Consider the following 12,680-nt stretch of genomic DNA (forward strand, 5'->3'; position numbering starts at 1 on the left):
CCTTGGGTTAACGATTCAGCGCCGGGTCTCTCTGGCGCTGAATCGTCAGCGGATGCTCGGGTAACTCAGCCGTTAAGCGGCCAGAGCCACGCCGCACCGCGTACGCCGCTGGAGTCGCCATGCTGCGCCTTCAGCACCGGCGTTTCACACTCCCCGCCAAATACCCACTTCTTCATCAGCACCGGCACGGTCTGATAGAGACGATCCACATTGCTCATCCCACCGCCCAGTACAATCACATCGGGATCGATCAGGTTTACCACCTGCGCCAGCGATTTTGCCAGCCGCAACTCATAGCGGCTCATCGCCAGTTCGGCGATCGGATCCTGCTGCGCCAGCAGCGAGGCGATCTCCGCACCTTTGCGATGTACGCCGCTCAGCCGCTGATAGTCGATACCAAAACCGGTGCCTGAAACAAAGGTCTCAATACAGCCCTGCTGCCCGCAATAACAGGGCACTTCCTGACGGTAGCGCAGCTCATCCTCATCCATCCACGGCAGCGGATTGTGGCCCCACTCACCGGCATTGCCGTTGCCCCCGATACGCGACTCACCGTTGATCGCCACACCGGCACCCGATCCGGTGCCGATGATCACGGCAAACACCAGCGACTGTCCGGCACCGGCACCGTCGATCGCTTCCGACACCGCCAGGCAGTTGGCGTCGTTGGCGATACGCACTTCCCGGTTCAGCGCCTGCGCCAGATCTTTATCCAGCGGCTGACCGTTGAGCCAGGTGGAGTTGGCATTTTTTACCCGCTTACTGTAGGGCGAAAGCGTGCCGGGAATACCGAGGCCGACCGTGCCGGTTTCGCCGGTTTTCTGCTCCGCCAGCGTGACCAGATCGACAATCGCCTGTACCGTTGCCTGATAGTCATCACGCGGGGTATTCACCCGGTGGCGGAACAGCTCCTCTCCCTTATCCGACAATGCGATCACTTCTGTCTTGGTGCCACCCAGATCTATGCCTATGCGCAAGATTACGTCCTCGTTATTCGTTCAGGTGAGAGATACAGTAAAAGGCGTCTGCCGGAAAGGCAATGAAACCACTCCGATGTTTCGCTATCATGCGCGCTGACTCTCGCAGACTTGTGCGCCCGATCGCGCCACGGTAAGGAATCCCGATGTTGTGGTTTAAAAATATGATGGTTTATCGTCTGAATCGTGACATTCCGCTGTCCGCAGATGAGATGGAAAAGCAGCTCGACGCCTTCACGTTTTCACCGTGTGGCAGTCAGGATATGAGCAAGACCGGCTGGGTCTCGCCGATGGGCAACCGCAGCGATGCGCTGACCCATGAAAACAAAGGCCAGATTGTGATTTGCGCCCGCAAAGAAGAGAAAATCCTGCCTTCGCCGGTGGTGAAACAGGCGCTGGAAGCGAAAATCGACAAGCTGGAATCTGAGCAGAGCCGCAAGCTCAAAAAGACCGAAAAAGATTCGCTGAAAGATGAAGTGCTGCACAGCCTGCTGCCGCGCGCCTTCAGCCGTTTCAGCCAGACCTACCTGTGGATCGACACGGTCAACAACCTGATTATGGTTGACTGTGCCAGCGCAAAAAAAGCGGAAGATACCCTGGCGCTACTGCGCAAAAGCCTGGGCTCACTGCCGGTGGTGCCGCTGACGCTGGAAAGCCCGATTGAACTGACCCTGACAGAATGGGTACGTTCAGGCGAGCTGCCTGCCGGATTCGCCCTGATGGATGAAGCGGAGCTGAAAGCGCTGCTGGAAGATGGCGGCGTTATCCGCTGCAAGAAACAGGATCTGGTGTGCGATGAGATCGCCAACCACATCGAAGCGGGTAAGCTGGTAACCAAACTGGCGCTCGACTGGCAGGAGCGCATTCAGTTCGTGCTGGCCGATGATGGTTCAGTGAAGCGTCTGAAGTTCAGCGACACGCTGCGCGACCAGAACGACGATATTGACCGCGAAGATTTTGCACAGCGCTTTGATGCGGATTTTATTCTGATGACCAGCGAACTGGCCGCACTGACCAGCAATCTGGTTGAAGCGTTGGGCGGCGAAGCCCAGCGTTAATCAGTCACCGGCAGAATCATCCTGACAGACGATATTCGCCAAAAAAATGGCCGCTAAGCGGTAATGTCAGTCAGTTAAGCGACAGGTGATACCGCAGTCTGGTGCCGGGCAGGGGCTGGCGGTCCTCGCGCCGCTTCGCGGTTCCTTCACTTCATTCGCCTGCCTGACGGACCGCCGGGGATGGCACATCCTGTGCCGCCCCGCCTTTCGCCCGCGTCCTGCGGGCTCTCCTGGCAGACTCATTCTGTTCAGCGCTGCGGATTGCCTGCCCCTGCCCGCCACCGGCCTGCTCTGAAACTTCAGTGTGTATTGTTAAAAAGGGCACGAGCGTGGAGGCCTGAGCGCCTCTGCTGCTGAAAGGGCTATCCGCAGCGCTGAGGCGTGACGGTGGGCCAGAAGTCCACGCCGGGAAGCGTGGACAGTTCGGGGCCGGCCAGGGAGGGCCGATCCCCGAACGGTTCGTCGGCACAACGTCAAAGCCGAAGGAACCGCGTGAGCGGCGCGAGGACGGCCCGGCAGCAGCAGAGGTGCGCTGGCCCGCACTGCGGCACGCTCGCCCTGACAAAAAAGCTGCCACGTTTGACCGTGACAGCCTTTACAAATCTAATCTTAACTGACCAGCATTACCGCTAAGCGGCCATTTTTTTTAATCTTTCAGGTAACGGCAGAGATAGGAACTTGGCTCGCCAACCTGCAGATGAAATTCGCTGTGACCCGGCACGTTAAACACCGAACCCGCTTCAAACCATTTCCACTCGGTTTCACCTGGCAGTAATACCTTAAGCGAGCCGCTGACCACGGTCATCTCCTCCGGCTGGCCGGTACCGAATGTGTATTCGCCTTCAGCCATTACGCCCACGCTGGCACGTCCGGTGCTCGCACTGTCAAAACCGATAGACTTAACTTTTCCGTCAAAATACTCACTTACGTTGAGCATAATAGTTCTCCAGAGCACATGTTGTGTGTCTGGCAGTGTAGAAGGGAACCCGCTGATCTGTCACGCGAAATGATGGCCGTTTGTGATCTCTTCACTCAGGGAAGCAACTCCGCCGCCAGGCGCGCCACCAGCTGATTAGAGAGCAGAACCGGTACGCCCAGCCGCTGCTGTAACCCTATCCGATGCTGCTGGTGATAACCCATACAGTCGAGCACCACCAGCGCTGCGCCCTGCGCTTTCAGACTGTTTGCAGCATCGGCGAAGGTTGCCTGATCGCCCTGATAGGGACTGGCGACCGCAAAGCAGGGCTGCGCGGGCAGTTGCTGCCACTTACCTGCCTGCTCAACAATCTGCTCCTCAACCGGCACGACAATGCCGACCCGCTGCTGCTGCACCATGGCGCAGATGAGCGGTGGAATCAGGCGATCCGGCTCCAGCAGTAGCGCACGCTGGGTGCGGAGCCGGCTGAATTCACCGGTGCAGAGCAGCAGAATGGTCGCATAGCCCGCCTGTTCCAGCGCACTGATTTTGCGCTGCAATCCCTGCTCCACTTTCGAGGCCGCCAGCCGCACCTGTTCGCCACTCTGCAGCCGCGACACCAGAACCCGGTCGCCCGCTGCTGGCGCGAAGCGTGCGGCAATCTCTGCCGCGCTGAGTCCATCCAGTAAACCGGCGTGATCGGTCAGCGCATCCGGCAGATGCTGCCGCAGCAGCGGCAGAATATCGCTGCGCGGAGACTGGCCGATAGTCAGCGTTACCAGTGGTTTCGTCATCTTAGTGATTCCGGTGACGCAGATGCGCCAGGCTGCCATAGAGTGAAATCAGCCGCGCATACTCTTCGGCGTCGTAGAAGTGACAGGTTCCACGACCAAACTCCTTGGCCACCTCAATGGCAAACTTCGCCGCTGCCGCAATGTCCACTTCATGGCTGGCGCCGGTTCCGCAGCCCGGCACCACCGACTCGGCAGTGATCGCCACCCCCACCACCGGCACATCCGTGGCGGTAGAAGGTTGCAGAATGCTGTTGAGGTGATAAACCCCATTGCCGTAAGGCGTAATATCCTGCGTGGTGATGGGAAAGGTCACCGCCGGACGGCCGCTGGTCATCTCCATGATGCGCAGCAGATCCTCCGAAACCCGCAGGATGTAGCCCTCTTTCACCGTCGGCGACAGGGCAAAGCCTTTGTGGTTGATAATGCGGTTACCTTTGGTGGTGTCGATTGACAGAATTGCATCCACACCCGCCACCACTTCATTATCATTCATGGTGATATCGTCAATCGGCGAGTCCATGAAATCGACCGGCAGATGCGGCCGCGTGGGCGCATCCGGGCAGATATGAGTGGTAATGATGACATCGCCATCAAGCCTGTCGCCTTTGCTCTGCATCTGCGCCAGTTTAAGCGCGCTGGCAACGGCCGCGATCGCGCCATCCGCATCTGACACCATGCCGATACGACCAGGACGAGCGCCGATGCCACCAAGGCGACCAATAATCCCCAGCGTCGGTGCACTGCCACCGCCTGATTTGCCCTGCGTCCCCGGGATATCAATGCGCACAAAATCGGTGCGGCCTTTGGGACCGGAGACACGAGTAAAGCGGGCATCAACATCAGGATACGCCGCGAAGAGATCCACCACCTGCTGACCGTCAATGTGGGCGCTATCCAGTAACTCAAAAACCGCCAGGGTCTGCTGCAAACTCATGCTTTATCCTTTTATTTCTTGCTGCTGCTGGCAAACAGCGAATGAAAGAAGCTGTAGAGGGCATCACCGGCAATAAAGCCTGCCGCCATCACCTCCATAGGCGATCGGCCCCGCTCGCCCCAGATCCGGATGATTACAATACGTAAGGCGATCCCTACCACTACTGCCCAGCCCGCCATGGCGCTATTAATTAATAAACCGGTGGCGAGCAGCACGCCCAGCTGGCGTTTTGGTCCGCCGATCAACTGGATAATCGCACCCGGAATTGCCCACATCAGCAGATTACCGGCGATACCTGGCTCAGCACCCGCCTGAATGGTTTTGGCATACACCCGCGCTACAGGCGGCAGCAGGTTGTCAGCAAAGAAGAAGGTATGGGCGTACCAGACCAGCGGAATCGACACAACAAAGGCGATCATAGCTGCGATGAGCTGAATACGACGTCCCCAGAGCTCCTGCTGCAGATCGGCACCGTTGCCGCGCAGGATAAAGCCCGCCTTCAGGTCATAACCCATATCGGCGAACGCCGGACCGGTGGCGGCGGTAAAGCCGCAGAGCAGGCAGAGCGCCAGCGGTGGGAAGCCGATCAGAATGCCGATAATCAGCGTAATCAGCGCCACGGCAAAGGCCGGGAACCAGCCGGAGTGCATAGCGGCAATGCCGACAATCAGTTCATGGGCGAAAGCAGCAAACGCGGCATAAAGAACAAACAGCAGCAGCATCGCGATGCCCATCTCACTCCACAGGCCGCCCGCCAGCGCCAGCAGCGCGGAAATCACGATATAACCCACGCTGCCGAAACCCAGCGCCCGCTGCACCTCATTGCCATTACGGCTCACCACCAGCGCATCATTTTTGCGGCTGCGGATCACCATCACGACCTGAATCAGCGCCACCAGACCGGCACCGACCATCACGCCATGCGGAATATAGAGCGCATTAATATCAATACCGGCCACCGGCTGCGCATAGGCACGCAGCAGAAAACCGATGCCGAGCATCGACAGTGCCCAGATATTGCCGATAAACGCGGTGCCAAAGGCGGACATCGGGATCTTCAGCATGGCACCGACGACGCCACCCACAATGCCCAGCACCAGCAGCCACGCCTGGCGTCCGCCTTTATCACCCGCTTTGATCGCTTCTGCTGCCGCAACGCCCGGTGGCCAGGCATTACTGGCCGGAAAGACGCGGGTATCAAACAGCCGATAGAGCAGCCAGGCATCCAGCAGCATCGCGGCGCTGACGCCACAGAACAGCGGCAGGACCAGTTGCGGTTCACCCAGCGCCCAGGGCACGGCAATCGGCATCAACAGACTGTTCGCCGCCCCAAAGGTGGCTGAAGAGATGGCGGTCTGCGCCAGGTTCTGGATTTCAATTGAACGATAACGGCGAAATGCCTGCAGCGGAATACGCGCCAGCAGCATGGCAAACAGCGCGCCGATAATAGAGGTGTTAGGCGTTACGCCAATGGTGGTAATCAGCTGAATGCCAATAATGGCACCCGCGATGGAGAGAAGAATTAAAACCAGTGCCACGCCAACGTGCTTAATCGGATTTACCCGTTCCATATGTCCCCGCCAGTCCTTGTCCAGAAGAAATGAAATAACGTCTACCCGCCTGCTGGCCGGTTTACGCCGGTTATCAGTTTCACTGCTCTGATGCGCACAGAGATTGCAACAGCCACTGCAGATGGTCGTCCCTCCGCATGCTGAACCGATACAGGAGGCAATGAGAGACGGACACAGGCAACCGGAGTGATGCGTAAAGCGTGGCGATCAGATTGAAAGAAAAAGGCCCGAAGGCCTTTGTTTTCCCTGGTGTGGCGAAAGTACTACGCCGATAAAAACGGTGTGAAGTTACGCGCCATATTTTTCGGTCATCTCTGTGGCCGTTGCGCGTAATGCTTCAAGGAGCTCTGACGGGAAACCCGGTTCAGACTCCATAGACGGAAACGACAGGCAGAGTGCCACCGTTTCGCCATGATGTTTGTTATGAACAATAACTGACAGCGAGCTGATGCCTGGCAGCGATTCATTTCGGGCCAGTGACCAACCCTGCTGGCGGATCTCAGCCAGTCTGGCACAGAGTGCCTCAGGACTTTGCGGCGAGTTCGCTGATGCGACCTGCCATTGATCATGGAAGCGCGCCAGCACCTCTTCATCACTTAACTGCGCTAACAGCGCCCGGCCGGTTGAGGTCGCGGCAGCCGGCATCCGACTGCCCGGCGGCGTGACCATCTGCGTAAAGTGACGCCCATGAAACATACGCATCACTAATACTTCCCGCCCGTCGAGCTTCGACACGTAACCCATGCAGCCGGTCTTCGCAGCCAGCCTGACCATCGCCGCTGAAACGCTGTCAACCAGCGGTGCCGAAAGATAATGTCCGGCGGCAGCCAGCAATACGCGACCAATGTGATAACCGCGCGTATCCGCATTCCGCTCCAGCAGCCCCTGACTTTCCATGGTGGCCAGCAGACGCGAAACGGTGCTTTTTGGCAGGTTTAACGCCTCAACCACCTCACTGAATGAGAGACCAACATGCCCCTGCGTCACACCTTTGTGCTGAAACAATCGAAGTACGGCGGCAGCATTTTCAAGTGTGGTCATGTTACGTGTTCCACTATATGGAACTAAGTTCCTCTGTTGGTTTGATGAAAATAAAGCGTGGCGCTGAATCGGTCAAGCGACAATTTGACTCACACAGAGATCGGCAGCAGAGAAAATAAGGGGATAAAAATGATTAGCGGGGCTTTATCTGGTGAGACAAGGAGAGTGCAGAACAGAAGCATACGCAGAGAGCATTCAACAGTAAATCTGCGTCAATTTCGCTTCTTAAATAACCCGATCGGCTTCAGGTGGGAGTAAAAAGAGGCGTGGTTCAGGCACAGCGTCAGGCGGGTCAGTAATAAGCAGTTATCCGGTGTAACAGGCTGGCGTCCCTGCCAGCAGTGAAGCTTTACTCTTTTTCAACGTCTTCGTAGCGCGCTTTGGCGTCACGCGCTTCTTCTTCCGTTTCGTGCTCACTGATTAATGAATTCGGTTTGGGATGATCAGCTCGCAATTCGTAAGAGGTTACTTTATTACCTTCAGTGCCCTTTTCAACTGGCACAACTTTCGCTTCACGTGGATACGGTGGTCTGGTCGGCATACTGTGTCCCTCTTGTCTGAATAACATTCCACAGGACAGGCCGCTGCCTGTCATAGGATAAGTATAGACAATGCCGTCTGAAGCGGGATCAAAGCGGGAAAAATCTGAGGGTTAGCTGGCGCGCGCCAGGGAGAGTGACAGCAGAATTTCCTCTACCACGCACTCAGGCGATTGCATCGCATTCACCTGATGATGGGCCGCAGCCTGATAGAGATGCGCACGTTCACGCAGCACATCACTCATCTCATCAGCAATCGGACGGCCGGTTAAGGTCGGACGCTGGGCCGCTTCAGGTTCACTTTCCAGCCGCTCTGCCAGCACCTCGGGTGACGCGCTAAGCCAGATCACCTGGCCCTGCTCCTGCATAAAACGGCAGTTCTCTTCAGCCAGAATCATGCCGCCGCCGGTGGCAATGACGGTTCCGGGTGCCGTCACCGCTTTAAGCGATTCCGTTTCACGGGCGCGGAAACCTTCCCAGCCTTCCTCCGCCACAATCTCCGTCACGCTCCGCTGCGTGCTGAGTTGCAGATGGTGATCGGTATCCGTAAAGGCGTAGCCCAGCGCCCGCGACAACGCCTCGCCGACCGTGGTTTTGCCGCAACCGCGAGCGCCAATCAAAAAGATGGGTAGTGACATCAGGGCCGTTCCTCCGCCTGACCGCGCGATGCGGCTGCATGGTGAGCTTATTAATGCGACGCATAATAACTGGAAATTATTATGGCCTCTACCTGTCAGGCACGATTTACGCATTTTCGTCCCCTGAACAGCGACAATCTTTGTGTTTTCAAGGGGAAATGCATGCACGTTTTGTGCATCAGGGCCGTAACAGAGCGATAAAAACTCCGCAAAAGAGCGGCTAAAATGCGTCGGCAATATTTGCTTACTGCCCCGATTTTACTTTTCACGCTGGCGCCCACATATACTGGTAACAATCGCCACAGGAGAGTCATCATGCAACGCGAAGAACAACAACTGATCGAAGGGCTGTTCAGCCGTCTGAAACAGGCTGAAAGCCAGACCGTGGCACGCGATGCCGCTGCCGAACAACTGATTAACCAGCATCTGCAGGCGCAGCCGGGCGCGCCTTACTACATGGCACAGGCGATCCTGATTCAGGAAGCGGCGCTGAAAAAACTCAATGAGAAAGTATCGGCGCTGGAAAGCCAGCTGGCCCAGCAACAGCAGCAGCAACCTGCACAGAGCAGCGGCGGCTTTCTGTCCGGGCTGTTTGGCAGCGGTTCGCGTCAGCAGCCGCCTGTGCAGCAGCAACAGCAATCGTCACCGTGGAACAGTGCGCCACAGCAACCGGCTCAGCCGCAATATGCGCCTGCACAAGCGCCTGCACCACGCGGCACCGGTTTCCTCGGCGGCGCACTGCAGACAGCTGTGGGTGTGGCGGGCGGTGTGGTGATGGCCGATATGCTGACCAGCATGTTCCACCATTCACAGCCGGAAGAGATTGTGAACATCATCAATGAGCCACCCCTGCCCGATGTGAATGACAATCTCAACACCTTCAACGGTGGCGATGACAATGCCGATACCTTTAACGGCGGTAACGACAACGCCTTCCTCGACCAGAATACAGGCTGGGACAGTAATTATGCCGACAACAGCGATCTCAATGATTTTGGCGGCAACGATTACGACGACGACAGCTTCGTTTAACTTCAGCGTTTCTGCTGGGTGAGCCAGCTATCCAGCTCATTTGCAAACTGCTGGCGGTCACGCGGACTCATCGCCGCGGGGCCGCCGGTCTGCACCCCACTTGACCGCAGGGTATCCATAAAATCCCGCATCGTCAGGCGTTCACGTATCGTCGCCGGTGAGTAACGCTCGCCGCGCGGATTCAGCGCCGCCGCACCCTTCTCAATCACCTCTGCTGCCAGCGGGATATCGGCGGTGATCACCAGATCGCCTGGCTGACAACGTCTGACGATCTCATTGTCCGCCACATCAAATCCGGCAGGCACCTGCAGGGTACGCAGATACGGTGAGGGCGGAACACGCAGAAACTGGTTCGCCACAAAAGTGATGGTAGTTGCGGTGCGGTCGGCTGCGCGGTAGAGCACCTCTTTGATTACATTCGGACAGGCATCGGCATCGACCCAGATAAACATCATCATTCCTTACAGTCAGAGAAGAGTAAGATCTTGCCGGGTTCCCCCTAAATGGCAAATTTTATTTGCGGCGCGCTTTCCAGCCTGCGCCTGGCTGACTTGTTATTCAGGCTGGCTGAAGTAAGCTAGCTCACTGAGAAAAACGAATAATGTCCTAAGGAGATGGCGATGCTGGCAAAGAAAATCGGGTTTATCGGCGGGGGAAATATGGCGAAAGCCATTATCGGCGGACTGGTCAACAGCGGCAAAATCGCCCCGTCTGATATCTTCGTTTACGATCGCAAAGCAGAGACCAACCAGGCGATGGCAGAGCAGTATGGCATCAACGCAGCCGAGAGCGCTGAAGCGCTGGCGCGTGAAGTGGACATCCTGTTCGGCGCGGTCAAACCCAATGTCATTCTGAAAGTCTTAAAAGAGCTGACAGGCAGCCTGAAAAAAGAGGCGCTGGTGGTGTCGATTGCGGCTGGGGTGACGCTCGATTCGCTCTCATCGGTGCTGGGTTACGATCGTAAAATTGTCCGTGCGATGCCGAATACTCCCTCGCTGGTCAGCGAAGGCATGACCTCGGTCACGCCCAACGTGCTGGTTGAGCAGGCGGAAATCGACGAGGTGATAGCGATTTTTGAGAGCTTCGGCAAAGCGGCCGTGGTGGATGAATATCTGATTCACTCCGTGGTCGGCGTCAGCGGTTCTGCGCCGGCCTACGTGTTTATGTTTATCGAAGCGATGGCCGATGCGGCCGTACTGGGCGGCATGCCACGCGCTCAGGCCTATCAGTTTGCTGCACAGGCGGTGAAAGGGGCGGCGCAGATGGTGCTGACCACCGGTAAACATCCGGCTGAACTCAAAGATATGGTCTGCTCCCCAGGCGGCACCACCATCGAAGCGGTGAAAGTGCTGGAAGAGAAAGGCATGCGCTCGGCGGTGATGGAAGCGATGCTGCAGTGCATGGCGAAGTCAGAGAAACTGAGCCGCAGCTAACCGCTCAACAAAGGATGTGCAAGGCGGCCCCGCACGCTGGCCCGCCTTGCCTCCAGCTTAACAGATATTAACGGATCTGTTCCTGACAGAGCGCCACCGCGTCGGCAAACGTCATCGGCTGCTGCATCCGCTCCACCAGCTCAGCGGTCAGCGTATACATGCCGCATGAGCAGATTGCCGCCAGCCTCCCCTGCTGGCCATAAAACGCCATAAACTTTTTATCCTCCAGCGAGCCGAGCAGCTGGAATGAATCCCATTCTTTGGCATGGCCCAGATACTCATAACGGGTGCCATACTGCGTAGTCCAGAAGAACGGCACACGATCAAACGCGACGGTCTGGTCCAGCATATTCCATGCGGCGGTTTGTCCCTGCTGATGCGCGACGCGATAGTGCTCAATGCGCAGCGGCCCCTGTGCCGACGGATACGTGGCGATATCTCCCGCCACCCAGATATTGTCAGCGACCCGTAACTGCTCATCCGCCTGCAGGCTGCCATCCTCTGCCAGCGGGAGATCGTGGATAAAGTCGGTAGCCGGTTTAACCCCGGTGGCAAACAGCACCACCGTCGCGTCCAGCAACCGTCCGCCCTTGAGCTGCACGCCACTCACCCGCTGGTCGCCCTGTAAGGCTTCGATCTCGCCCTGCACCCACTTCACGCCGTTCTGCTCATGCAGCTGATAGAAATAGCGGCCAATCTGATCGCCAAACTGTTTAGCAAAGGGCAACGCCTGTCGGGCGATTACCGTCACGTCAATGTCACGATTACGCAGCGCCGACGCCAGTTCGGTGCCGATAAAACTGTTGCCGATAATCACGATTTTATGGCTGGCATCCACCGACTGAAGCAGCTCATCTGTCTGCGCTTTGCTGCGCAGCAGATGAACCCCATCGAGATCGCTGCCCGGCAAATCGGGGCGGACTGGCGTCGCGCCGCTGGCGATCAGCAGTTTGTCGAAAGGGAGCGTCTCGCCATCCTCGAAAATCAGCCGTTGCTGCTGGGCATCCAGGCGGCTCACGGTAGCCTGAAGCCGTTCAACGTGGTCCATCACATCCGCTTTCAGCAGCTGCGGCACCTCGCTGATATCCATTTTGCCCGACGGCACAAATTTGGTCAGCGCGGTGCGGTCGTAAGGCGCATCCGCTTCCCGCTCAACCAGAATCACGCGGCCTTTGAAGCCTTCATGGCGCAGACGCCACAGCGCCGCGCTGCCCGCCGCCCCACCACCGAGCACCACATAGACCGGTGCTTCTGCCCCACTGCCAATCGGCGCCGCGGCGGACATCCCTTTCGGATTCACCAGCACCCGGCCCTCTTCAATGCGCAGCGGATACTGTTTGAGATCGGCTAACGCCAGCGGTTCACACATTTTTCCACTGGCCAGATTAAACGCGGCTTTGTGCCACGGACAGACCAGCCGATCGCCGCAAATCGCGCCCTGCTCCAGCGGCGCGCCTGCGTGCGGGCATTTCGCCTGATAAGCACGTACATTGTCGCCTTCGCGGATCAGCAACACTTCCACCTCGCCGAGCGTTTTTTTAACCGGCTGGCGCTGGGGCAGATCGTTCAGGTCGACGGTAAATTGATAGTTCACGACATGGCTCCTTTAACGGTTCTTGTCTTGTGCTGCGCGGCAAAACAGAGTGCTGCGCAAATCCCCACAAACAGTAAGTGTGGCAAAAGAACCGGGAAGCCTGGCGATGAATGCTTATCAGAAGTTTAACATGCTGTTATAGAAGGGAATTTA

13 protein-coding genes are annotated in these 12,680 nt (G+C 57.4%); 3 read left to right on the forward strand and 10 right to left on the reverse strand.

The window, feature by feature from the left end:
• Positions 1 to 65: 65 nt before the first annotated feature.
• Positions 66 to 977, reverse strand: coding sequence for a fructokinase (mak, locus tag PAG01S_RS08030; RefSeq protein ID WP_022625152.1), 912 nt, complete (start codon positions 975 to 977; stop codon positions 66 to 68).
• Positions 978 to 1,123: 146 nt separating this feature from the next.
• Here mak and rdgC point away from each other — a divergent pair, with 146 nt between their 5' ends.
• Positions 1,124 to 2,035: a recombination-associated protein RdgC gene (gene rdgC, locus PAG01S_RS08035; RefSeq protein WP_022625153.1), complete on the forward strand. Its 912-nt coding sequence runs from the start codon at positions 1,124 to 1,126 to the stop codon at positions 2,033 to 2,035.
• Between the two features lie 646 nt (positions 2,036 to 2,681).
• Here the strand turns inward: rdgC and ppnP are convergent.
• The 7 genes from ppnP to aroL form a co-directional block, all read right to left on the reverse strand.
• Entirely contained in the window at positions 2,682 to 2,972 is a 291-nt protein-coding gene (gene ppnP / locus PAG01S_RS08040) for a pyrimidine/purine nucleoside phosphorylase (RefSeq protein WP_009091800.1), read from the reverse strand.
• A 95-nt stretch (positions 2,973 to 3,067) separates the two neighbouring features.
• The gene (locus PAG01S_RS08045; protein ID WP_010671178.1) at positions 3,068 to 3,745 is read right to left on the reverse strand and encodes an AroM family protein; all 678 of its coding nucleotides are present in this window, start codon (positions 3,743 to 3,745) and stop codon (positions 3,068 to 3,070) included.
• A gap of 1 nt (position 3,746) precedes the next feature.
• Entirely contained in the window at positions 3,747 to 4,679 is a 933-nt protein-coding gene (locus tag PAG01S_RS08050; RefSeq protein WP_033766613.1) for a DUF1177 domain-containing protein, read from the reverse strand.
• An 11-nt stretch (positions 4,680 to 4,690) separates the two neighbouring features.
• Positions 4,691 to 6,250, reverse strand: coding sequence for an OPT/YSL family transporter (locus PAG01S_RS08055; RefSeq protein ID WP_062758264.1), 1,560 nt, complete (start codon positions 6,248 to 6,250; stop codon positions 4,691 to 4,693).
• 288 nt (positions 6,251 to 6,538) lie between these two features.
• Positions 6,539 to 7,291 (reverse strand): IclR family transcriptional regulator, encoded by a 753-nt coding sequence (locus tag PAG01S_RS08060; RefSeq protein ID WP_010255274.1) that lies wholly within the window; start codon positions 7,289 to 7,291, stop codon positions 6,539 to 6,541.
• Positions 7,292 to 7,640: 349 nt separating this feature from the next.
• Positions 7,641 to 7,832 (reverse strand): YaiA family protein, encoded by a 192-nt coding sequence (locus PAG01S_RS08065; protein WP_010255272.1) that lies wholly within the window; start codon positions 7,830 to 7,832, stop codon positions 7,641 to 7,643.
• Between the two features lie 111 nt (positions 7,833 to 7,943).
• Complete coding sequence (aroL, locus tag PAG01S_RS08070; protein ID WP_010255270.1) at positions 7,944 to 8,468, reverse strand: shikimate kinase AroL; 525 nt, start codon at positions 8,466 to 8,468, stop codon at positions 7,944 to 7,946.
• A 315-nt stretch (positions 8,469 to 8,783) separates the two neighbouring features.
• Here aroL and PAG01S_RS08075 point away from each other — a divergent pair, with 315 nt between their 5' ends.
• Complete coding sequence (locus tag PAG01S_RS08075) at positions 8,784 to 9,500, forward strand: DUF2076 domain-containing protein (protein WP_010671175.1); 717 nt, start codon at positions 8,784 to 8,786, stop codon at positions 9,498 to 9,500.
• A gap of 2 nt (positions 9,501 to 9,502) precedes the next feature.
• On the opposite strand, the gene PAG01S_RS08080 is transcribed toward PAG01S_RS08075, so the two are convergent.
• Complete coding sequence (locus PAG01S_RS08080; protein ID WP_010255266.1) at positions 9,503 to 9,952, reverse strand: YaiI/YqxD family protein; 450 nt, start codon at positions 9,950 to 9,952, stop codon at positions 9,503 to 9,505.
• Between the two features lie 168 nt (positions 9,953 to 10,120).
• Here PAG01S_RS08080 and proC point away from each other — a divergent pair, with 168 nt between their 5' ends.
• Positions 10,121 to 10,933, forward strand: coding sequence for a pyrroline-5-carboxylate reductase (proC, locus tag PAG01S_RS08085; protein WP_010255263.1), 813 nt, complete (start codon positions 10,121 to 10,123; stop codon positions 10,931 to 10,933).
• 67 nt (positions 10,934 to 11,000) lie between these two features.
• Here the strand turns inward: proC and PAG01S_RS08090 are convergent, their stop codons facing one another.
• The gene (locus PAG01S_RS08090; protein WP_062758266.1) at positions 11,001 to 12,527 is read right to left on the reverse strand and encodes an FAD-dependent oxidoreductase; all 1,527 of its coding nucleotides are present in this window, start codon (positions 12,525 to 12,527) and stop codon (positions 11,001 to 11,003) included.
• Between the last annotated feature and the right edge of the window lie 153 nt (positions 12,528 to 12,680).

The sequence above is a fragment of the Pantoea agglomerans NBRC 102470 genome, assembly GCF_001598475.1.
GTDB lineage: Bacteria > Pseudomonadota > Gammaproteobacteria > Enterobacterales > Enterobacteriaceae > Pantoea > Pantoea agglomerans.

Bases quoted from the DNA above. Each gene is read 5' to 3' on its own strand.
- PAG01S_RS08050 (WP_033766613.1), bottom strand. From the start codon at position 4,679: ATGAGTTTGCAGCAGACCCTGGCGGTTTTTGAGTTACTGGATAGCGCC.
- PAG01S_RS08080 (WP_010255266.1), bottom strand. From the start codon at position 9,952: ATGTTTATCTGGGTCGATGCCGATGCCTGTCCGAATGTAATCAAAGAG.
- PAG01S_RS08060 (WP_010255274.1), bottom strand. From the start codon at position 7,291: ATGACCACACTTGAAAATGCTGCCGCCGTACTTCGATTGTTTCAGCAC.
- PAG01S_RS08065 (WP_010255272.1), bottom strand. From the start codon at position 7,832: ATGCCGACCAGACCACCGTATCCACGTGAAGCGAAAGTTGTGCCAGTT.
- aroL (WP_010255270.1), bottom strand. From the start codon at position 8,468: ATGTCACTACCCATCTTTTTGATTGGCGCTCGCGGTTGCGGCAAAACC.
- proC (WP_010255263.1), top strand. From the start codon at position 10,121: ATGCTGGCAAAGAAAATCGGGTTTATCGGCGGGGGAAATATGGCGAAA.
- PAG01S_RS08045 (WP_010671178.1), bottom strand. From the start codon at position 3,745: ATGACGAAACCACTGGTAACGCTGACTATCGGCCAGTCTCCGCGCAGC.
- PAG01S_RS08075 (WP_010671175.1), top strand. From the start codon at position 8,784: ATGCAACGCGAAGAACAACAACTGATCGAAGGGCTGTTCAGCCGTCTG.
- ppnP (WP_009091800.1), bottom strand. From the start codon at position 2,972: ATGCTCAACGTAAGTGAGTATTTTGACGGAAAAGTTAAGTCTATCGGT.
- rdgC (WP_022625153.1), top strand. From the start codon at position 1,124: ATGTTGTGGTTTAAAAATATGATGGTTTATCGTCTGAATCGTGACATT.
- PAG01S_RS08055 (WP_062758264.1), bottom strand. From the start codon at position 6,250: ATGGAACGGGTAAATCCGATTAAGCACGTTGGCGTGGCACTGGTTTTA.